Here is a 21,865-nt window from a genome sequence, read left to right on the forward strand (position 1 = left end):
CTTTGTAGGAGAACACGCCACACCTTGACACAAGGCCCGGACAGACCACCTAGCCCATCGCAAACGCCCACGGTATAAAGCCACATGCAAGTGATGTCTGTGCCCCCTACCGCCCCCTCTGCCGTGCACGCCATGCAAGGACTGTTCACCCCGCAGGCCACCGAGGCACTGCTGCCCTGGAAAGCCCTGGCTGCCGAACTGGAAGCCGTGCTGCAGGACGGCAGTGTGCAGGTGCCGCCCCGCATTGTGATGCCTTTGCCGCAGGGCGGCAGCCTGTTTTGCATGCCCGCCAGTGATGCGCAGGTGGCAATGACCAAGCTCATCACCTTCACCCCTGGCAATGCTGCAACGGCGCGCCCCACCATCCAGGGCGATGTGACGATTTTTGACATTGCCACCGGCCAGCGCCAGCTGATCATCGACGGGCCCACCGTCACCGCAAGGCGCACCGCTGCCGTGTCGCTGCTGGCCGCCCAGCACCATGCCCCCAACCCCAGCGGTCCGCTGCTCATCATCGGTGCGGGCGTGCAGGGCAAGTCCCATCTGGAGGCCTTTGCGGTCGGCGCCGGCACGCGCGAAGTTTGGGTGGCATCGCGCAGCCTGGACAGCGTGCGCCACCTGCTGGACCATGCCCATGCACTGGGCCTGCAGGCCTATGCCGCCACTGACCTGGCCCAGGCGGCGGCCCACTGCCCCAATATCGTCACCTGCACCAGTGCCCAGGCGGTGGTGCTGCAGCATGCCCCCCGGGCCGACGCCTTCATTGCTGCCGTGGGCGCCTTCACGCCGCAGATGGTGGAGCTGGCCCCCAGCCTGTGCCAGCACATCGCCCGGCAAGGCCTGGTGATCGTCGACACCGCCGAAGCCGTGCACGAAGCCGGCGACCTGCTGCAGGCGGGCCTGGATGTGCAAAGCTTTCCCACATTGGCCCAGAGTCTGGCGCGGCAACGGCCCCGCCCCGCCGGCCCGGTGCTGTTCAAGAGCTGCGGCTGGGGAGGCTGGGACCTGGCTGCGGCACGCCTGGCAGCCCGCATGCACCGCCAGCCATTGCACGCCAACGATGATCCTCCCCTCCAGGAGCCATGACCATGCAAGAGACGGATTGGGCACCTCCGGTCACCACCCCTCCGGCAGGCACGGCACCGCCCGCCGGGCCGTTTGCGCCGCGTTCGCAGCCGCCGGCCCAGCACGCCAAGGCGCCGGCCTCGCGCAAGCGCAGCCTGCGAACGCAGCTGGCCTGGGTGTTTGGCGGTCTGACGGCAGCCCTGGTGCTGATGCTGTCCTTCGCCTTTGGCGAGCTGCTCAAAAGCCGCATGCAGCGGGAAGCCGGCGCGGCCTTGCAGGTGGTGTCCAGCACCGCCGCCAAGCAGCTTTCCGATGCCTTGTTCGACCACAGCCGGCTGGTGCAGGCACTGGCCCACTCCCCCGACCTGTGGCGCAACGGCCTGACCTCCGCCGAGGTGAATGCCCTGTTCGCCCGCATCCGCCTGACCCGCCCCTACTGCGTCTGGGTGGGCGTTGCCGACCCCAAGGGCACGGTGGTGCATGCCACCGGCAACCAGTTGGTGGGCCGCAACATCAGCGACAACACCTGGTTCACCGCCGGGGCTTCCGGCCCTTATGTGTCCGACGTGGTGCCCGCCAAGCTGCTGGCGCCGCTGCTGCCCCCCAGCGCCTCGGGCGAGCCGCTGCGGCTGGTGGATTTCTCGGCCCCCATCCGGGTGGATGGGCAGCTGATCGGCGTGCTGGGCATGCACACCAGCTGGGACTGGGCGCGCGAGATGGTGCAGGAGCTGCTGCCCACCTTCTCGCGCGAGGACCAGATCTCGCTGTTCATCTTCGACCGCCAGGGCAAGCTGATCTTTGCCCCCGGCGGCAAGCTGTCGCCTTTCATCGCCGTCGACCAGACCCTGCCCCTGCGCCCGGAACAGCTGCAGGCGGACCACCGCCAGCCCCGCGTCCAGGCCAGCGTGGTGCGCTGGAACGACCAGAGCGACGATTTTCTGACCGCCGTGGCCCAGTTGCCCGCCCGCAATGCCCCCAGCGACCTGGGCTGGTACGTGGTGGCGCGCCAGCCGGTGGCCAGCGCCTACGCCGACGCCCAGCAGCAGATGCTGTACGTGATGGGAGCCGGTCTGCTGGCCGCCATCACGGCCACCTGGCTGGTGTGGTGGCTGGCCCGCCGCATGGTGCGCGAGCTCAACACCCTGGCCCAGACCGCCCGCCGCATCGACGCCGGGGAACGCCAGGTGCCCATTCCCGAGCTGCAGAGCAACCGCGAAGTCCAGCTGCTGTCACAGTCCTTCAACGCCATGACACAGCGTCTGCTGGCCGCGAACGAATCCATGGAGCATGAGGTGCAAATGCGTACGCAGGAACTGTATGACGCCAACCGCGAGCTGGACCGCCAGGCCAGCACCGACCCCCTGACCGGCCTGCTCAACCGCCGCGGCTTCGATGCCCAGGTGCAGTTTGCGATGGCGCTGGCCCGCCGCAGCGGCCGCCCGCTGTGCCTGGCGACGCTGGATATCGACCATTTCAAGCAGGTCAACGACAACTACGGCCACGAAGTGGGCGATCTGGTGCTCAAAAGCGTGGCCAACCAGCTGCGCAGCCGGCTGCGCGATTCGGACGTGATCGCCCGCTTTGGGGGCGAGGAGTTTGTGGTGCTGCTGCCCGACACCCCGCCCGAAGCCGCCCAGCGCATTGCGCGCGAGATCCTGGCGGCCATCGAACAGCACCAGTGGCCGCTGGTGGGCCGGCTCACATTGAGCGCCGGCATCACTGCGCTGCGCCCCACGCTGCAGAACGGCACCGAAGACAACGACACCGCCTTGCTGCGCCGCAGCGACGATGCGCTCTACCAGTCCAAGAATGCCGGGCGCAACCTGGTGCACTACATCCCCTGATACGGACCCGAGTCACCCCGCTGCACGCACCGCAGCATTCCCCCAAATAAAAAAAGCGCGGAGGTCCGCGCTTTTTTTATGGGAGGGGCAGCAGCCGCTGCGTCAGGCCTTGGGCAGGGTCACGCCATGCTGGCCCTGGTACTTGCCGTTGCGGTCCTTGTAGCTGGTCTCGCACTGCTCGTCGCCCTGGAAGAACAGCACCTGTGCGCAGCCTTCACCGGCATAGATCTTGGCGGGCAACGGCGTGGTGTTGGAGAACTCCAGCGTCACATAGCCTTCCCACTCCGGCTCGAACGGCGTCACGTTGACGATGATGCCGCAGCGCGCATAGGTGCTCTTGCCCAGGCACACCGTCAGCACATCGCGGGGAATGCGGAAATACTCCACCGTACGGGCCAGCGCAAAGCTGTTGGGCGGGATGATGCAATAGTCGCCTTCGAAATCGACAAAGCTCTTTTCGTCGAAGTTCTTGGGGTCCACCACCGTGCTGTGGATGTTGGTGAAGACCTTGAATTCACGCGCGCAGCGGATGTCGTAACCGTAGCTGCTGGTGCCGTAGCTGATGATCTTCTTGCCGTCGACCTGGCGCACTTGGCCGGGCTCGAAGGGCTCGATCATGCCGTGCTGCTCCGCCATGGTGCGGATCCATTTGTCGCTCTTGATGCTCATTGGGAAAATCCTGTTCGCTTGTTTTTTGATAGCGCCATGCGGCTATACAACCAGCGCAATTGCGCTATTTTGCTTGAGAAACAATGGTTTGCTCAATCAGGCGGTCATCACCCAGCACGATCATGGCAAACAGCAGCTCGTCCAGCGTCTCGGCCTGGGCCGTCTTGCGCGCCAGCAGCGGTGTGCAGGCCGGGTTGAGGACCACAAAGTCCGCCTCGCAGCCCGGCTGCAGATTGCCGATCACCCCGCCCAGGCCCAGCGCCTGCGCGGCACCGGCCGTGTGCTGCCACCACAGGGCACCGGGCTTGAGGCTGAAGCCCTGCTTGGCATGGCCTTCGCGCCCCACCACATAGGCCGCCTGCATGGTGCGAAACGGTGAAAAGCTCATGCCGCCGCCCACATCGCTGGCCAGGCCGTAGCGAAAATCCGCCGCATCGGCCTTCTGGTAGTCGAAGTAACCGCTGGACAGGAACAAATTGCTGGTGGGGCTGATGGCCGCCGCCGTGTGCTTTTCGCGCAGCAGCGCGCGGTCTTCGTCGTCCAGCCAGATGCAGTGGGCGTAGACCGCGCGTTCGCGCATCAGGCCGAAGTCGTCGTACACCCCCAGGTAGCTGCGCGCGGCAGGAAAGAGCTCGCGCACCCAACGGATCTCGTCCAGGTTCTCGGACACATGGGACTGGATCCACACATCGCGGTATCGGGCCGCCAGCTCCCCTGCGCCCCGCAGCTGGGCGGGCGTGCTGGTGGGGGCGAAGCGCGGGGTAATGGCATAGCCCAGCCGGTCCACGCCATGCCAGCGCTGGATCAGCGTTTCGGTATCGATCAGCCCCTGCTCGGTATCGTCGCGCACGCCGTCCGGGCTGTGACGGTCCTGCAGCACCTTGCCGGCAATCATGCGCATGCCGCGCTGCTGTGCGGCGGTCATGATGGCATCCACCGAGTTGGGGTGGGAGGTGGCAAACGTCAGCGCCGTGGTCACGCCGTTGCGCAGCAGCTCGTCCAGAAAGAATTCCGCCACGCCGTCGGCATAGGCGCGGTCGTGAAAACGCGCCTCGTGGGGAAAGGTGTAATGTTCCAGCCAGGGCAGCAGACCATCGGCCGGGGCGCCGATCACATCGGTCTGCGGGTAGTGGATGTGCATGTCCACAAAGCCCGGGGCGATCAGCCGGCCGGGCAGATGCTGCACCTGCGCGCCGGCTTGCTGGGTGTACTGCGCCTGCAGTGCCTGCCAGCTGCCGGCAGCCACCACACGTTCCTGCCCCTGGGCATCGGGGGCGGTGGCCAGCAGGCCATCGCTGTCGTACAAGGGGCTGCCGTCGGGGGCAAAGCGGAGCAAGGCGCTGCGGTAGATCTTCATAGGCTGGGAGCTTAACGGGCTCCCGCCGCCCTGTGCAGCGGGTCGCCCATCACCACACCGGAGCCTGTGGTGCACACGCAGCAATCCGTGCAGGTCCCATCAGCCATGCCGACCCTGCTGCGCACGCCGCACACGCTCCGGTTTGGGAGTGGCTCCAAGCATATGCCATGCCTGCTGGCAGGCCGTCACCCCGCGCCCCCTGCGATGGCAGGGCCTGCGGTGCGGGGCAGCAGGGCTCAGCGCGGCAGCTGTCCGACCACGCCTTCGGCCAGCCAGTTCATCTGCAGAATGTCCGCGTCCGGCAGCGTGCTGCCGGCCGGAATGCGCACCTGGCCCAGGTTGTCGCGAATGGGCGCGGCACCGGCGCGGAAGGCATGCAGCTTGCCGTGGGCCATTTCGTCCTGGCGCTGCTGCACTTCCATGCGCACGTCCTTGGGCACGCGCGGACCGAAGCTGTCCACGCGGATCATGCCTTCGCGCACACCGCCCCAGGTGTCCTGGCTTTTCCATTCGCCCTTCTGCAGGGCACGCACGCGGGCCGTGTCGTAGCCGCCCCACTGGTGGGTCACGGCCAGCAACTGGGCCTGGGGCCCGGCCTTGCGCATGTCGCTGTGGAAAGCGATGGCCATCTTGCCGCGCTCCTGGGCGGCGCCCATCACCGCGGTCGATGCCACCTGGAAGGACAGCACATCGGCGCCTTCGTTCATCAGTGCCATGGCGGCTTCACGCTCGCGTGGTGGGTCGAACCAGGCATTGAGCCACACCACCTTGACCTGGGCCTTGGGGTTGACGCTGCGCATGCCCAGCACAAAGGCGTTGATGCCCTGGATCACTTCGGGAATGGGGAAGCCCGCCACAAAGCCAGCCACGCCGGTCTGGCTCAGGCGCGCCGCGGCAATGCCCGACAGATAGCGCCCTTCGTAATAGCGCGCATTGGCCGTGGCCACATTGGCTGCACGCTGGTAGCCGGTGATGGATTCGAACTTCACCTGCGGGAAGTCGCGCGCCACGCGCATCGTGGGCTCCATATAGCCGAAGCTGGTGGTGAAGATGATGTCGTTGCCATTGGCCGCCAGATCGCGGATGACACGCTCGGCATCCGGGCCCTCTGCCACATCGGCCACCACCGTGGTCTGCACCTGGTCGCCCAGTTGGGTCTGCAGCTGGCGGCGGCCAGCGTCGTGCTGGGTGGTCCAGCCGGCATCCAGCACGGGCGTCACATAGACAAAGGCGGCCTTGACCGGGCGTTGCAGCGGCACCGCCTTGGCAGGCGCGCTGGCAGTGGAAGCGGGGTTCGGGGGGGATGCAGCCCAGACAGGGGCCAAACAGCAAGCGGCCGCGAGTGCGGCTGCGAGGTTTTTATACATGGTAGTCCTCTACATGGCCCGGAGTTGAAAACGCCAGCCGGTGGGGCAGTCCAGCGGGCGAAGGCGCGGATTGTAGGCCCAATCGCCCAAGCCTTGCCGCAGCACAGCTATTGCCCGAAGCAGGCGCTTGGCAAGCCCGGTTCACCCCGATGGTGCAATGCACCACTCATGCGTAGCATGGGGCGCATAGACCGCAGCGCACACTGGCCTGCACCGGTGCCGCGCGGCGCCCCGCTGTCATGTCTTCGGAGACGGTTCCATGCCCATGTTTGTCGACACCTCCCCGCCCGGCCAATGCATCTTCTGCAAGCTGGTGGCGGGCGAGATTCCCGCAGCCACCATCTATGAGGACGCGCTGACCATTGCCTTCATGGACATCGGCCAGGTCAACCCTGGCCATGTGCTTGTGGCCACCAAGCGCCACGCGGTCACCTTGCTGGAGCTGACGCCCGCCGAATGCGCCGCCGTGATGCAGACCGCCCAGCGCGTCGCCCAGGCGGCCGAGCAGGCCTTCGGGCCGGACGGCATCACCCTGTTCCAGGCCAATGGCGCGGCCGGAGGGCAGACGGTGTTCCACTTCCACCTGCACATGCTGCCGCGCCATGTGGACGACGGCATGCACCTGACCTGGCCGCGCAAGGAGCCCGGCATGGCCGTGCTGCAGGCCTATGCCGATAAGCTGCGCACGGCCTTGGCGGCGCAGAAGACGAACTGATCACACGGGGGACCGACCGCCCCCGGTCCTGCCGGCAGGCACCCGCAGCGGCGGCTGGGGCCGCCCGCCGCAAGCGCTGCGCAGCGCCTCAGAGGCGGTCAGTTGCGGTTCGCAAAGCGGGCAAAGCAGGCATCGAGCTGCTGCACCCAGGCGGCCTGCTGCTGCGGGCTGGCGAACGTGGCTTCCAGGCTGTTGCGCGCCAGCTGGTAGGCGTGCTCGGCCCCCATGCCGGTGGCGGCAAACAGCTGCACATAGTTGTCGTTGACGTAGCCGCCGAAATAGGCCGGATCGTCGGAGTTGACCATCACCTTCAGCCCCGCATCCAGCATGCGCGGCAGATTGTGCTGGGTCAGGTCATCCACCACGCACAGCTTCAGGTTGGACAGCGGGCACACAGTCAGTGGAATGCCACGTTCGACCAGGTGCTGCATCAGCGCGGCATCTTTTTCGGATTGCACGCCGTGGTCGATACGCTCCACCGCCAGCGCATTGAGCGCGCCCCACACATAGGCGGGCGGCCCTTCTTCACCGGCATGGGCCACCAGCCGCAGACCCAGCTGCTTGGCACGGGCGAACACGCGGGTGAACTTTTCGGGCGGGTGGCCCAGCTCGCTGCTGTCCAGGCCGACGCCGATGAACTGGTCGCGGAACGGCAGGGCCGCTTCCAGCGTGGCAATGGCGTCTTCCTCGCTCAGATGGCGCAGGAAACTGAGGATCAGCTCGGCGCTGATGCCCCATTGCGCATGCGCATCGCGGCAGGCCCGCGTCAGGCCGTGGATGATGGTGCCCATGGCCACGCCACGCTCGGTGTGGGTCTGCGGGTCAAAGAAGATCTCGGCCCGCACCACGTTGTCCTGCACCGCGCGGCGCAGGTAGGCCATGGTCATGTCGTAGAAGTCTTCTTCCTGCAGCAGCACGCTGGCGCCGGCGTAGTAGATGTCCAGAAAGCTCTGCAGATCGGTGAAGGCGTAGGCGGCACGCAGCGCCTCCACGTCGGCATAGGGCAGATCCACGCCATTGCGTTCGGCCAGGGCAAAGATCAGCTCGGGCTCGAGCGAGCCCTCGATGTGGATGTGCAGCTCCGCCTTGGGCATGGCGCGCAGCAACAGGGGCAGACGGGAAGTTTCCACGACGGGCACAGTATGCATTTCAATCCTCTATGGCGCTGCGCGCCGCTCTCAGACTGCGAATATGGCACGCCCAGGCCCAGGTGCAAGAACCGTGCGCAAAAAACCGTACGCCATCGCCGCCTGTACGCCACCGGGCCATGCCCGGGAGCCGCCCTGTATCCTGGCCTTCACTCCCCCGGAATGGCACAGGCCGCGATAGCGGCCCGGGACCTGGTGGAGGTCAGCACACGCCAAAACTGACGCCACTGGCTTTCAGATAGCGGCGGTAGGCGGACGACATGCGGTCGGCAGCCGAATGCAGCTCGGCGCGCGGGTCCAGCGGCAGCGGCTTGGGCAGTTGCGACTCCAGCACCGGCTGGTCCTGCGTGAAGATGGTGTGCTGGAACTGCTGCAACTGGGCGTCGGTGGACTCGAAGTCGGCCACCGCCAGGCGGAACCAGACGCGGCTGGTGTCCGGCGTGACCGGGCAGATGAACAGGCCGATGGCTTCGTGCCAGCCCTGCTTGCTGCTGCCCTCTTCCGGGATCTTGGTCAGCAGCGCGGTGTAGGGTGCCGTCACTTCATAGGTGTATTCCACTTCGGCAGGCTTGGTGGAATGCAGGTTCGACTGGGGCTGCACGGCCTTGCAGCCGGTGGCCTTGACGCCGGTGGGCGTGGGTTCCACCTGGTAAGGCGCCATGGCCGTGGCATCGCGGCTGCCCAGCCAGCCTTCATGCACAAAGCCGAAGTGCGACATGTCCAGGAAGTTCTCGATGATGCGTGGTGCGCTGGCTGCCACGTCGTACGGGCCGCAGTTGAGCTTGCGCAGCTGGTCGTTGGCCTCCGCCTCGAACACCGGCAGTGGCACGTCGGCGCCTTCCGGTGCTTGCAGCTGCACCCAGACCAGGCCATAGGCTTCCTGCACGTTGAAGGACTTGACGCAGTGCTGCGGTGGCGGCGTGAAACCGGGCACCGCCGGCACCTTCACGCACTGACCGTTGTCTGCGAACTGCCAGCCATGGTAGGGGCACTCCAGATTGCCTTCGTTGACCCGGCCCAGCGACAGGCGTGCGCCGCGGTGCGGGCAGCGGTCGACAAAGGCCTGGGCGCGACCGCTGGTGTCGCGCCAGAGCACCAGGTCTTGCTCCAGCAGCCGCACGGCCAGGGGAGCATCAATCACATCGTGGGAGAGGGCAAGCGGGTGCCACTGGCTTTTTTCCATCATGGGGCGCGATCATTCCAAACAAAAAGGCTGCCCGGAGGGCAGCCTTTGCATAACCGAGCAGTATTGACGGGCTTGATACCCGTCATAACGCCAGGCGTATACCGCCTTACTTGGCGCCGGGCACCTTGCCTTCCACGCCCTTGACGTAGAAGTTGACGCCTTGCAGGAAAGCGTCGTCGGCGGCCTTGTCGGCTGCCAGCACTTCCTTGCCGTCGTTGGAGGCGATCGGGCCCTTCCAGATCACGTACGTGCCTTCCTTCAGGCCCTTCTTGACCTCTTCCACCTTGGCCTTGGCTTCGGCAGGCACGTCTTCGGCGATGGACACCAGATCGATGGCGCCTTCCTTCACTCCCCACCAGCTGCTGCCCGTGGCCCAGGTGTTGTTCAGCACATCGTTGACGGCCTTGGAGTAGTAAGGCGCCCAGTTGATGATGGACGAACCCAGGTGGGCCTTGGGACCGTAGGCGGTCATGTCCGAATCCCAGCCGAAGGCACGGATGCCCTTTTCTTCGGCGGTCTTCAGCACGGCAGGCGAATCGGTGTTCTGGAACAGGATGTCGGCGCCGCCGTTGATCAGGCTGGTGGCAGCTTCGGTTTCCTTGGGAGGGCTGAACCATTCATTGACCCAGACCACCTTGGTCTTGACCTTGGGGTTCACGCTCTGCGCGCCCAGCGTGAAGCTGTTGATGTTGCGGATCACTTCGGGGATGGGCACCGAGCCCACGATGCCCAGGGTGTTGGACTTGGTCATCGAGCCGGCGATGATGCCGGCCAGGTAGGCGCCTTCGTAGGTGCGGCTGTCATAGGTGCGCACGTTCTCGGCGGTCTTGTAGCCGGTGGCGTGTTCCCACTTCACGTCCTTGAAGTCGCCGGCCAGCTTCTGGATGCTGTCCATGTAGCCGAAGGTGGTGCCGAAGACCACCTTGTTGCCCTGGGAAGCCAGGTCGCGCAGCACGCGCTCGGCGTCCGGACCTTCGGGCACGCTTTCCACGAAGGAGGTCTGGATCTTGTCGCCAAACTCGGCTTCCAGCTTCTTGCGGGCCTGGTCGTGCGCGAACGTCCAGCCGCCGTCACCCACCGGGCCGACGTAGGCGAAACCGATCTTCAGCGGCTCGGCCTTGGCGGCAGGTGCGGGTTCGGCTGCGGGAGCGGCCGGTGCCGGCTCTTCCTTCTTGCCGCAGCCAGCCAACACGGCCGCTGCCACAGCGGACATGGCCGCCATCTTGAACAAAGAGCGTTTCTTCAGGTCTGTCATGAATATTCCTTCTGGAGGAAAAAAGAGGTGATTTGCGACACGCACGCACAGTGCCCGTGCCGGTCGGCGGGGTGCACTATGTTTGCACAGTTCCGGCGCAGATTCTGCCTGCGATCCATCGCCTTGCCGCACTGTGCCTGTGGCACAACGCTGCAGGCGACGTTCGTCCGGCGGGCATGTTACACATGCAAAAACCGCACCATGGCGCGGTGCCGGGCGGCGGCGACCGCGCACCGCATGCAAAAGGCCTCCCGAAGGAGGCCTGCATCAGGGGCTTGCGGGCCCGTGCTTATTTGCCGCCTGCGCCCGGCACCTTGCCTTCCACGCCATTGACGTAGAAGTTGATGCCACGCAGGAAGCCGTCATCGGCCACCTGGCCGGCGGCCAGCACTTCCTTGCCGGTGTTGTCCTTGATGGGACCGGTCCAGACGGCGAAGCTGCCGTCCCTCATGCCGGCCTTGGCCTTCTCGACCTTGTCCTTGATGTCCTGGGGCACCTGGTCGGCGATCTTCACCAGATCCATGGCGCCTTCCTTGACGCCCCACCAGTAGTTGCCGCCCTGCCAGTTGCCGGCCAGCGTGTCTTCCACCACCTTGGTGTAGTAAGGCGTCCAGTTGATCACGGCCGAGCCCAGGTGGGCCTTGGGCGCGAAGGCGCTCATGTCGCCGTCCTTGCCGAAGGCATAGGCACCGCGCTCTTCGGCGGTCTTGAGCACGGCGGGCGAATTGGTGTTCTGGTACATCACGTCCACACCGCCGTTGAGCAGGCTGGTGGCAGCTTCCGATTCCTTGGGGGGGCTGAACCATTCGTTCACCCATACCACCTTGGCCTTGATCGAGGGATCGATGGCCTGGGCGCCCAGCACAAAGCTGTTGATGTTGCGCACCACTTCGGGGATGGGCACCGAAGCCACCACACCCACGGTCTTGGTCTTGGTCATGGCACCGGCCACCAGACCGGCCAGATAGGCGCCTTCGAAGGTCTTGCTGTCGTACACGGCCACGTTGTCGGCCTGCTTGTAGCCGGTGGCGTGCTCGAACTTCACGTCCTTCAGATCGGCGGCCGCCTTCTGCACGAATTCCTGGTAGCCGAAGCTGGTTGCGAAGACCAGCTTGTTGCCCTGGCCGGCCATGTCACGCATCACGCGCTCGGCGTCGGCCGACTCGGGCACGCTTTCCACCATGGAGGTTTCGATCTTGTCGCCGAACTTCTCCTGAATCGCCTTGCGCGCCAGCTCGTGCTGGAAGGTCCAGCCGCCATCTCCGATGGGGCTGACGTACATGAAACCGACCTTCAGCTTGTCGGCCGCCGGTGCCTGGGCAGCAGGGGCAGCGGCCGGAGCCGGTGCTTCTTCCTTCTTGCCGCAGGCCGTCAGGGCCGCCACGGACACGGCCGACAGGCCGATCATCTTGAGCAAAGTGCGCTTGCGCAGTGCGTTCATGCGAGTGTTCCTCTGGTGGGAGTTCTGTGAAAAAGGGGAATCTGGTCTCAGGAGCCGGGATAGAACGGCTTGCCGAGGGAAGCCGGCATGTTCGCGCGGATCCAGGCCGGATTGCGCGAGATGATAACCAGCACCACGATGGTGGCCAGATAAGGCAGCATGGACAGCAGCTGGCTGGCCACCTGCACGCCCGTGGCCTGCAGGTGGAACTGCAGCATGGTCACGCCGCCGAACAGGTAGGCACCCAGCAGCACGCGGGCCGGCCGCCAGGTGGCGAAGGTGGTCAGCGCCAGGGCAATCCAGCCACGGCCCGCGACCATTCCTTCGACCCACAGCGGGGTATACACCGTGGAGATGTAGGCACCTGCCAGACCGCACAGCGCGCCACCGGCCATCACGGCCGCCAGACGGATGGGACGCACGGCATAGCCGATGGCGTGGGCCGATTCGGGCGATTCGCCCACGGCACGCAGCACCAGCCCGGCGCGCGAGCGGTACAGGAAAGCGATCAGCGCCAGCGCCAGCAGCACGGTGATGTAGACCAGCGGATGCAGCTTGAACAGTGCCGGGCCGATGACCGGGATGTCCGACAGCAGCGGAATGGCGTACTTGGGCAGCTCTGGCAGCTTGGCCTGCACATAGGCCTGGCCGGCAAAGGCCGAGAAGCCGGTGCCGAAAAGGCTCAGCGCCAGACCGGTGGCGTACTGGTTGGTGTTCAACCAGATCACCAGCACCCCGAACAGGCCGGCCAGCAGCGCGCCCGCCGCCATGCCGGCGGCAAAGCCGATCCAGGTGCTGCCGGTGTGCACCACCGCGGCAAAGCCCGCCAGGGCGGCGCACAGCATCATGCCTTCGGCCCCCAGGTTGACGATGCCGGCTTTTTCATTGATCAGCAGACCCAGGGCCGCCAGCGCCAGCACGGTGCCGGCGCTCAGGGTGGAACCCAGTAGCAGTGCGTAAGCGTCCATCACTGGCCTCCTTTTGCTGCGCCCTTGGGAGCGGAGACCCAGCGCAGGCGGTAGGCGATCAGGGTGTCGCATGCCAGCAGCGTGAAAAGCAGCAGACCCTGGAAGACGCCGGTCAAAGACTTGGGCAGGCCCAGACGCGACTGCGCCAGCTCACCACCGATATAGAACATGCTCATGAGAATGGCAGAGAAGATCATGCCCACCGGGTGCAGGCGCCCCACGAAGGCCACGATGATGGCAGCAAAGCCGTAACCGGCCGGCACATAGGGGGTGAGCTGGCCAATGGGGCCCGCCACTTCCAGTGCACCCGCCAGGCCGGCACAGCCGCCCGAGATCAGCAGCGCCGTCCACAGCGCGCGGCGCGAGGAGAAACCGGCGTAGCGCGCCGCCGCCGGGGCCAGACCGCCCACCTGCTGGGCAAAGCCCAGCTTGGTGCGGAACAGGAAGACCCACAGCAGGGCCGAGCCGAGCAAGGCCAGCAGCGTGCCGATGTGCAGGCGCGTGCCTTCGATCAGCTTGGGAATCTGCGTGACCCGCTCGAACATCTTGCTCTGCGGGAAGTTGTAGCCCATGGGGTCCTTCCAGGGACCATAGACCAGATAGCCCAGCACCAGGGTGCCGACATAGACCAACATCAGGCTGACCAGGATCTCGTTGGCGTTGAACTTGTCGCGCAGCAAGGCCACGATGCCCGCCCACACCATGCCGCCGAGCACACCCGCCAGCAGGATCACCGGCACGATCCAGGGACCGGTGGTCTTGTCGGCCAGCAGGGCCACACCACCGGCTGCCACGGCACCGATCACGAACTGCCCTTCAGCGCCGATGTTCCACACATTGGAGCGAAAGCACACGGCCAGGCCCAGTGCGATCAGCAGCAGCGGCGTGGCTTTCATGGCCACCTCGCCCATGGCGTAGGTGGTCTTCAGCGGCTCCCAGAAGAAGGCCTGCAGCCCCTTGACCGGGTCCTTGCCCAGCAGCATGAACAGGACGATGCCGATCAGCACCGTGATGGCCAGCGCCAGCAAGGGCGATCCATAGGTCCACCAGCGCGAAGCCTGGGGACGTTGTTCCAGCTTGATCATGCCTGCCCCCCTGCCCCGGCCTGGCGCTCGCTGCGCGCCAGGTGCTGCTGCACCTCGGCATGCCACAGGCCGCTCATCCATTCGCCAATCTTCTGCACCGAGGCATCGGCCCGGTCCACGGAAGGGCTCAGGCGCCCCTTGGCCACCACATGCAGGCGGTCGCTGATTTCAAACAATTCGTCCAACTCCTCGCTGAGCACCAGCACGGCGCAGCCCGCGTCCCGCAGCGCCAGCATCGCCCCCCGGATCTGCGCTGCCGCGCCCACGTCCACCCCCCAGGTGGGCTGGGAGACGATGAGCAGCCTGGGCTTGGCATCGATCTCGCGGCCCACGATGAATTTCTGCAGATTGCCGCCCGACAGCGACTTGGCCGCGGCATTCGGGCCGCCGGCCTTCACACCGAAACGGCGGATGATGTCGGCCGCATGCGCCTGCAACTGGCCCATGCGCAACCAGCCGCCAGAGCCCACGGCGTCATTGCGGGTCAGCAGCAGGTTGTGCGCCAGTCCCATGGTGGGGACTGCGCCCCGGCCCAGGCGTTCTTCCGGCACGAAATGCAGGCCCAGCGCACGGCGCTGGCGCGGGCCCATGCGGCCTGCGTCCTGGCCCAGCACCTGCACCATGGCCGGCGCGGCGCGGGTGTCTTCGCCGGACAGGGCGTAGAGCAGCTCTTTCTGGCCGTTGCCGGACACGCCGGCAATGCCCACCACTTCACCGGCGCGCACCTGCAGCCCAATGTCGATCAGGTCCACGCCGAACTGGTCGGTCTTACCCAAGCTCAGCCCTTGCACCTTCAGCACCACGTCGCCGGTCTTCGGCGCCTGGCGTTGCAGCGCCGGCGGCTCCGAGCCGATCATCAGGCGCGACAGCGAGGCATTGCTTTCGTTCTGCGGGTTGCACACGCCGGTGACCACCCCGCCGCGCAGCACCGTGCAGGCCGAGCACAGTTCGCGGATTTCGTGCAGCTTGTGGCTGATGTAGAGAATGGAGCAGCCTTCGGATGCCAGTTTTTTCAGCACCACAAACAGCTTTTCCACCGCCTGGGGCGTCAGCACCGAAGTCGGCTCGTCCAGAATCAGCAGGCGCGGGTTGGTCAGCAGGGCGCGGATGATTTCCACGCGCTGCATCTCGCCCACCGACAGGGTGTGGACCGGGCGCAGCGGATCGATGTCCATGCCGTATTCGCTGCCCACTTCGGTGATGCGGCGCGTCACGTCGGCCAGCGGCATGCCCTTGTCCAGGCCCAGCCAGACGTTTTCGGCCACGGTGAGCGTGTCGAACAGGCTGAAATGCTGGAACACCATGGCGATGCCCAGCTGCCGCGCTTCCTGCGGGTTGCGGATGGACACGGGCTTGCCGTCGAAGTGCACCGCACCCTCGTCGGGCTTGACCGTGCCATAGATGATCTTCATCAGCGTGGACTTGCCAGCGCCGTTTTCACCCAGCACAGCATGCACTTCGCCTGGCTGCACCGTCAGCGACACCCCACTGTTGGCCACCACGGCCGGGTATCGTTTGGTAATGCCCACCAGCTGCAAACGCGGTGATGCGACACCGGGCGTGGGGGTTGTATCGGGGGGATTCATGCCGGGATTTTCTCTCAGATTGTTTCTGTCACTGGGATGAATTGGGGTTAACCGCTGACTGCTACTGGGCTATACGCTACTGTTTAGAGAGCATCAAAGCCACGTCTTTCACCGCCTCTCGCAGCCAGATGGCCGCTGCCGAATGGTGGGTGCGCGCATGCCACAGCTGGTAGTACGTCAGTCGTGGTAGGGGCACCGGGCAAGGCAGTATCTGCAGCGGCAGCCGCTGCACAAAGCGTTCACAGAACTGGCGGCCGGTGGTCAGCACCAGCAGGCTGCCGGCCACGATGTCGGGCATCAGGCTGAAATGGGCGCAGCGCGCCGTGATGTTGCGCTGCAGACCCAGCTGTTCGAGCTGCAGATCGATCACGCCCCGCGCGCCCGGGTAGGTGGGCATGGGGGCGATGTGCTCGGCCTCCAGCCAGGCCGACTCGTCCCAGCCCCGGCGCACGGCCGGGTGGCGGTTGCTGACCAGGCACACCACCTCGTCGTCGAACAGGGGGCTCTGGTGCAGCTCCATCGGGGGGGCCGGCCAGTTGCCGATCACCACATCCACCTCGCCCTGGGCCAGCTGGGCCTGGTAGTGCACCTCGTGGCTGAGCGCCATCACCTCCACCGGGCAGCCCGGGGCGTGGGCTTTCAGATAGGCCACCAGCTGGGGCAGGAACAGGGGATCCAGGTAGTCGCTGGCCGCGATGCGGAACGTGCGGCTGGCCTGGGCCGGGTCAAAGCTGCGGGCCTGGGAAAACAGCCCTTCGGCCGCACGCAGGATGGCGGCCGCAGGCTCGATCATGTGCAGCGCCGCATCGGTGGGCTGCATGGCCGCACCGGAGCGCACCAGCAGCGGATCGCCCGCCAGTTCCCGCAGCCGGCGCAGCGCGGTGGACACCGCCGGCTGCGACATGCCCAGGCGCACGGCTGCCCGCGAGACATTGCGCTCCACCAGCACCGTGTGCAGCACACGGATCAGGTGCAGGTCAATCTTGTCAAACAGGGTTTGCTCGCGCATGGAAGCAGAAAAGGCGAAAAGGGAATGGGTTACGGATGTGTAAAAGCTGCTGCGCAGTATGCATGGGCAGCGCAGGCCGGCAGCCCCGGGGAAGTCCCGCCCACGGGCCGCTGCCCCTGGCGGGGAAGTACACCATGCAATTGCAGTGCCAGGCCACCGCGTGGTGGCGGCCTGTGCCGGGTCCTCAGTGCTGCTGCACCGCCTCCCCGGTCATGACGGCCTCGTCCAGCTTGGCCTGCCAGTACGCCAGGCGCGCATTGTGGCGGGCCATGATGGCGGCGTCGATCTCTTCCTTGTGGATGTCGGAGAAGTCTTCCAGCTCCGACACCAGGGCGGCCATGCGCTGCTCCAGCCGCTCCACCTCGTCGGCCAGCAGCTCGGCCTCGGTCTTTTCGGTGCGAAAAGGGTTGGACAGTGCACTCAGGAAACTGTTGCCCTTGTTCTGCTCGATGGCCGTGACCGCCTTCTTGGCCTGTTCATACAGGTTCTGCATGGTCTGGAACTCGGTCATGCGCTCGTTGAAGCGCTCGCTAAGCACCTGCTTGAGGCGGGACTCCGCCTGCAGGTAGTCTTCATGGCGCAGCCGCACCTCCATGCTGCGGGCCTTGTGTTCGGCCCGGGTCAGCGGCCCTTCGATGCGAAACAGGCCGGCAAACACCAGCAGCGCTGCCATGCCATACCACAGCAGCCAGTCCACCGGCACCTGGAAACCGCCCCACACCAGCAGCGCCGTGCCCGCCAGTGCCAAGGTGTAGATGACCTGGCTTTCATAGCGGACCGCGCGCGGCAGCGGAATCGGCGCGAGCTTGACCACCGCATGCATGCGCAGCGGGGTGTTGGCTTCAGGCAGCTTGAGCTTGGCCACTCTCTCCTTCGCTTCCTCCACATCGAATGTGGGCATGGGGGACGTTGCAGCCTCCACAGCAGGAGCGGCGGACCAGAACTTCAGGGCGTTCTTGGCTCGTCGGAAAAAGGAGGGCAGCTTCATGGGGCAGCAGACACGCGCAGACAGGTGATCACACCCAAGTCTACCAAGTGCGGGCGGCCGGCGGTTCGCGTATATCCCCTGCCGCCGCATCCAAAACGGCATAAGGATTGCTTGCATTGCTCCCAAGTTTGAAGCCGCAGCTATCTGTACGCCTGGATGCCGCACATACGTTCTGACATATGCAAGCGCCCTGGCACTGGCGTACCCTGCTTCTCTATGCGGCCTATGCCCACGAGGACCACCAGAAAATGACCACCCGCACCATCCAATTCCTGCGCAGGGGCCAGCCGGTCACCTTGCACGACGTCCCGCCCGACCGCACGCTGCTGGAAGTGCTGCGCGAAGACCTGCACTGCACCGGCACCAAGGAAGGTTGTGGCGAAGGCGACTGCGGTGCCTGCACCGTGGTGCTGGGCGAGCGCATGCAGCAGGCCGGAAAAGACCCGGTGCTGCAGCTGCGCGCCATCAACAGCTGCATCCGCCTGGCGCATTCGGTAGACGGCTTGGCCCTGTGGACGGTGGAAGACCTGGCCCGCGACCCGTTGATCGCCCATGCCGCCGGCCACCCGCTGCACCCGGCGCAAGAGGCCATGGTGCAGTGCCACGGCTCGCAATGCGGCTTTTGCACCCCCGGCTTCGTGATGAGCCTGTTTGGCCTGTACGAGAACCACACGCTGCAAGGCGCCCCGGTGGACCGCACCCAGGCGCAGGAGGCGCTGTCCGGCAATCTGTGCCGCTGCACCGGCTACCGCCCCATCCTGGATGCCGCCCAGCAGATGGGGGATCTGCCCCCGGCGCCGCTGAACCAGTCCGCGGTGCTGCAAAAGCTGGAACAGCTGCAGCGCGAGCGAAAGTCCGTGGACAGTGAGTCCGCCTACCAATCCCCGACCGATCTGCAGGAACTGCTGCGGCTGCGCGCAGACCAGCCGCACGCCCAGGTGGTGGCAGGCTGTACCGACGTGGGCCTGTGGGTGACCAAGCAGCACAAGCGCTTCCCCGCTGTGCTGGACCTGACCCGGGTCACCGCCCTGCGCCAGATCACACGGCAGGACGGCCAGTTGCAGATAGGCGCCGCCGCCACGCTGACCGAGGCCTTTGCCGCCCTGGAGCAGCACTACCCCGAGTTGCACCGCTTTGCGGCCCGCTTTGCCGGCCTGCCGGTGCGCAACAGCGGCACGCTGGGCGGCAATGTGGCCAATGGCTCGCCCATCGGCGACTCCATGCCGCTGCTGATCGCGCTGAACGCCCAGATCGTGCTGGCCAGCGTGCGGGGCGAGCGCCGTCTGCCGCTGGAAAACCTGTACACCGGCTACCGCCAGAACGTGATGGCAGTGGACGAGCTGCTGGTGCGCATTGACGTGCCCCTGCACGCCACCCAGGCCACGGCACAGGCAGGGGACCTGCACCTGCTGCGCGCCTACAAGGTCAGCAAACGCCAGGACGATGACATTTCCGCGGTCTGCCTGGTGCTGCGCGTGGCCGTACAAGGCGGCATCGTCACCGAAGCCACGATCGGCGCCGGCGGGGTGGCCGCCACCCCGGTGCGCGCCACCCAGGCCGAAGCCGCATTGCGCGGCCAGCCCTGGAATGCTGCCACGGCGCAGGCTGCAGCCGTTGCGCTGCAGGCCCAGTTCAGCCCGATTTCCGACATGCGCGCCAGCGGCGCCTACCGCAGCCAGCTGCTGGCCAGCCTGGTGACGCGCTTCTGGAACGAAAGCCAAGGCCACCGCGCCACCACCCTGGAACAGATTGCCGTGGAGGTTCTGCCATGAACGCCCCCCATGAAGCCGCACTGACGGCTGCCACCGCCCAGGCCGTGGGCCAGTCCGCCTTCCACGAAAGTGCCGTCGCCCAGCTCAAGGGCGAAGCCCAGTATGTGGACGATGTGCCCGAAGTGCGCGGTACGCTCTACGCCGCCCCCATCCTCAGCCAGGTCGCCCACGGCCAGCTGCACGGGGTGGATGCCAGCGCCGCCCTGGCCCTGCCCGGGGTGCGCGGCGTGGTGCTGGCCGCCGACATTCCCGGCGACCCCATCCTGGCAGCCTTTGGGCACGACGAGCCCATCTTTGCCCAGGACACGGTGCAGCACATCGGCCAGGTGATCGGCCTGGTCGTGGCCGACAGCGTGATGGCCGCCCGCCGCGCCGCGCGCAAGGTGCAGTGCGACATCACGCCCCTGCCCGCCCTGCTGAATGTGCACGACGCCCACCGGGTCCAAAGCTATGTGCTGCCGCCCGTGCATGTGAAGCGCGGCGATGCGGCGGCCGGTCTGGCCCGTGCCGGCCACCGGCTGCAAGGTACGCTGGAAGTGGGGGGACAGGAACATTTCTACCTGGAAGGCCAGATTGCCTACGCCCTGCCGATGGAGCAGGACCAGTGGTGGATCTACTCCAGCACCCAACACCCGGGCGAGGTGCAGCACTGGGTGGCCCATGCCCTGGACATCGGCAACCACGCCGTCACCGTGCAGTGCCGGCGCATGGGCGGCGGCTTTGGCGGCAAGGAAACCCAGTCCGGCCACCTGGCCGTGTGGGCCACGCTGGCGGCACGCAAGTTCAACGCCCCGGTCAAGCTGCGGCTGGACCGGGACGACGACTTCATGGTGACCGGCAAGCGCCACCCGTTTGCCTACCACTGGGATGTGGGCTTTGACGACACCGGCCGCATCACCGGCCTGCAACTGGAGATGCTGGCAAACTGCGGCTTTTCCGCCGATCTGTCCGGCCCCGTGGCCGACCGCGCCATCTTCCACGCGGACAACGCCTATTTCCTGTCGGACGTGTCCATCAGCTCCTACCGCTGCAAGCTCCATACGCAAAGCCATACGGCATTTCGCGGGTTTGGCGGACCGCAGGGGGTGATCGTCATCGAAACCATCCTCGGCGACATTGCCCGCACCCTGGGCCTGGACGCCCTGGCCGTGCGCCGCCGCAATTACTACGAAGCCGACCCCGCTGCCGGCCGCGATGTGACGCACTACCAGATGCGCGTGGAGGACAACATCCTGCTGCCCATCACGCAGAAGCTGGAACAGTCTGCGAACTACCCGCAGAGGCTAAAGGCGATTGCGGACTGGAATGCCCGCAATGACGTGATCCAGCGCGGCATTGCCATCACCCCGGTCAAGTTCGGCATCAGCTTCACCGCCACGCTGTTCAACCAGGCCGGCGCCCTGGTCCATGTCTACACCGACGGCACGGTGCAGGTGAACCATGGTGGCACCGAAATGGGACAGGGCCTGCACACCAAGGTCGCCCAGATCGTGGCCGACGAGCTGGGGGTGCCGCTGGCCCAGGTCAAGGTGACGGCCAGCGACACCAGCAAGGTGCCCAATGCCAGCGCCACCGCCGCCAGCAGCGGCACCGACCTGAACGGCCGCGCCGCCCAGTACGCCGCACGCAGCGTGCGCGACAACCTGGCCGCCTTTGTGGCCGGGCTGGACCACTGCGGCGCCGGTGCCGTCGGCTTTGTCGGCGGTGTGGTCCGCACGCCCAAGGGCGAGCGCGCCTTCACCGACGTGGTGCAGGCCGCCTATGCCAACCGCATCCAGCTGTGGAGCGATGGCTTCTACCGCACACCCAAGATCCACTACGACAAGACCACGCTGACCGGTCGGCCCTTCTACTACTTTGCCTACGGTGCGGCCTGCACCGAAGTGGCCATCGACACGCTGACCGGCGAATCCAGGGTGCTGGCCATCGATGTGCTGTACGACGCCGGCCGCAGCATCAACCCGGCCATCGACATCGGACAGGTGGAAGGCGGCTTCATCCAGGGCATGGGCTGGCTGACCACCGAGCAGCTGGTGTGGAACGACAAGGGCCTGCTGACCACCCATGCGCCCAGCACCTACAAGATTCCGGCCACCGGCGATGTGCCGGCCCACTTCAAGGTGGAACTATTCGAGGAGCCCAACCACGAGGACAACGTGGGCGGCAGCAAGGCCGTGGGCGAGCCGCCCTTCATGCTGGCCATCAGCGTGTACGAGGCGTTGCGCCACGCCATCGGCAGCCACCATGCCAAGCAGGGCCATGCCCATGCGCCGGTGCAGCTGGAAGCCCCGGCCACGGCAGAGCATGTGCTGAACGCCCTGCAGGCACTCCCCAGCTGATCACCGCCCGATCACTCCATGTGCGCTGCTGGCGCGCACGGGCCGGTGGTCCAGCGCTGGGCTGCGGCGCC

At 66.2% G+C, this 21,865-nt stretch carries 17 protein-coding genes; 5 read left to right on the top strand and 12 right to left on the bottom strand.

The genetic code is table 11. From position 1 onward, the window contains the following. Window positions 1-93: 93 nt before the first annotated feature. Window positions 94-1,086 (top strand): delta(1)-pyrroline-2-carboxylate reductase family protein, encoded by a 993-nt coding sequence (locus CT3_RS16385; protein ID WP_370510785.1) that lies wholly within the window; start codon window positions 94-96, stop codon window positions 1,084-1,086. A 2-nt stretch (window positions 1,087-1,088) separates the two neighbouring features. Next, window positions 1,089-2,909, top strand: coding sequence for a sensor domain-containing diguanylate cyclase (locus tag CT3_RS16390; RefSeq protein WP_083520448.1), 1,821 nt, complete (start codon window positions 1,089-1,091; stop codon window positions 2,907-2,909). A gap of 102 nt (window positions 2,910-3,011) precedes the next feature. Here CT3_RS16390 and dcd read toward each other — a convergent pair whose 3' ends face one another. From dcd to CT3_RS16405, 3 genes are all read right to left on the bottom strand, one after another. Further along, the gene (gene dcd / locus CT3_RS16395; RefSeq protein ID WP_066536613.1) at window positions 3,012-3,578 is read right to left on the bottom strand and encodes a dCTP deaminase; all 567 of its coding nucleotides are present in this window, start codon (window positions 3,576-3,578) and stop codon (window positions 3,012-3,014) included. Window positions 3,579-3,642: 64 nt separating this feature from the next. Beyond that, window positions 3,643-4,935 carry a guanine deaminase gene (guaD, locus tag CT3_RS16400; RefSeq protein WP_066536616.1) on the bottom strand — a complete coding sequence of 431 codons (1,293 nt, stop codon included), beginning with the start codon at window positions 4,933-4,935 and terminating at the stop codon, window positions 3,643-3,645. A gap of 236 nt (window positions 4,936-5,171) precedes the next feature. Next, window positions 5,172-6,302 carry a BMP family ABC transporter substrate-binding protein gene (locus CT3_RS16405; RefSeq protein ID WP_066536619.1) on the bottom strand — a complete coding sequence of 377 codons (1,131 nt, stop codon included), beginning with the start codon at window positions 6,300-6,302 and terminating at the stop codon, window positions 5,172-5,174. Between the two features lie 259 nt (window positions 6,303-6,561). On the opposite strand from CT3_RS16405, the gene CT3_RS16410 reads away from it, so the two are divergent. Beyond that, a complete protein-coding gene (locus CT3_RS16410; protein WP_066536622.1) occupies window positions 6,562-7,017 on the top strand; it encodes an HIT family protein in 456 nt (151 codons plus the stop codon). Between the two features lie 98 nt (window positions 7,018-7,115). Here the strand turns inward: CT3_RS16410 and CT3_RS16415 are convergent, their stop codons facing one another. The 9 genes from CT3_RS16415 to CT3_RS16455 all read right to left on the bottom strand — a co-directional run bounded on the left by CT3_RS16415 (window position 7,116) and on the right by CT3_RS16455 (window position 17,683). Next, window positions 7,116-8,165 carry an adenosine deaminase gene (locus tag CT3_RS16415; RefSeq protein WP_066536625.1) on the bottom strand — a complete coding sequence of 350 codons (1,050 nt, stop codon included), beginning with the start codon at window positions 8,163-8,165 and terminating at the stop codon, window positions 7,116-7,118. A gap of 202 nt (window positions 8,166-8,367) precedes the next feature. Beyond that, on the bottom strand, window positions 8,368-9,351 hold the full coding sequence (locus CT3_RS16420) for an aromatic ring-hydroxylating dioxygenase subunit alpha (protein WP_066536628.1): 984 nt from the start codon (window positions 9,349-9,351) through the stop codon (window positions 8,368-8,370). Between the two features lie 106 nt (window positions 9,352-9,457). After that, complete coding sequence (locus CT3_RS16425) at window positions 9,458-10,606, bottom strand: BMP family ABC transporter substrate-binding protein (protein WP_066536631.1); 1,149 nt, start codon at window positions 10,604-10,606, stop codon at window positions 9,458-9,460. A 289-nt stretch (window positions 10,607-10,895) separates the two neighbouring features. Beyond that, a complete protein-coding gene (locus CT3_RS16430; RefSeq protein ID WP_066536644.1) occupies window positions 10,896-12,047 on the bottom strand; it encodes a BMP family ABC transporter substrate-binding protein in 1,152 nt (383 codons plus the stop codon). Window positions 12,048-12,094: 47 nt separating this feature from the next. Further along, a complete protein-coding gene (locus CT3_RS16435; RefSeq protein ID WP_066536647.1) occupies window positions 12,095-13,015 on the bottom strand; it encodes an ABC transporter permease in 921 nt (306 codons plus the stop codon). Continuing rightward, the gene (locus CT3_RS16440; protein ID WP_066536651.1) at window positions 13,015-14,100 is read right to left on the bottom strand and encodes an ABC transporter permease; all 1,086 of its coding nucleotides are present in this window, start codon (window positions 14,098-14,100) and stop codon (window positions 13,015-13,017) included. Before CT3_RS16440 ends, CT3_RS16435 begins: the two co-directional genes overlap by 1 nt. Further along, entirely contained in the window at window positions 14,097-15,686 is a 1,590-nt protein-coding gene (locus tag CT3_RS16445) for an ABC transporter ATP-binding protein (RefSeq protein ID WP_066536659.1), read from the bottom strand. Before CT3_RS16445 ends, CT3_RS16440 begins: the two co-directional genes overlap by 4 nt. A gap of 76 nt (window positions 15,687-15,762) precedes the next feature. Further along, window positions 15,763-16,695 (bottom strand): LysR family transcriptional regulator, encoded by a 933-nt coding sequence (locus CT3_RS16450; protein ID WP_066536662.1) that lies wholly within the window; start codon window positions 16,693-16,695, stop codon window positions 15,763-15,765. Window positions 16,696-16,879: 184 nt separating this feature from the next. Further along, window positions 16,880-17,683, bottom strand: coding sequence for a hypothetical protein (locus CT3_RS16455; protein WP_127446258.1), 804 nt, complete (start codon window positions 17,681-17,683; stop codon window positions 16,880-16,882). Window positions 17,684-17,931: 248 nt separating this feature from the next. Between CT3_RS16455 and xdhA the strand changes: the two genes are divergently transcribed. Further along, window positions 17,932-19,455, top strand: a complete 1,524-nt coding sequence (xdhA, locus tag CT3_RS16460) for a xanthine dehydrogenase small subunit (RefSeq protein ID WP_066537375.1) — start codon at window positions 17,932-17,934, stop codon at window positions 19,453-19,455. Then, window positions 19,452-21,794, top strand: a complete 2,343-nt coding sequence (gene xdhB / locus CT3_RS16465; protein WP_066536668.1) for a xanthine dehydrogenase molybdopterin binding subunit — start codon at window positions 19,452-19,454, stop codon at window positions 21,792-21,794. Before xdhA ends, xdhB begins: the two co-directional genes overlap by 4 nt. Window positions 21,795-21,865: the final 71 nt, after the last annotated feature.

It is taken from the genome of Comamonas terrigena NBRC 13299, assembly GCF_006740045.1.
In the GTDB taxonomy this organism is placed as follows: Bacteria; Pseudomonadota; Gammaproteobacteria; order Burkholderiales; family Burkholderiaceae_C; genus Comamonas; species Comamonas terrigena.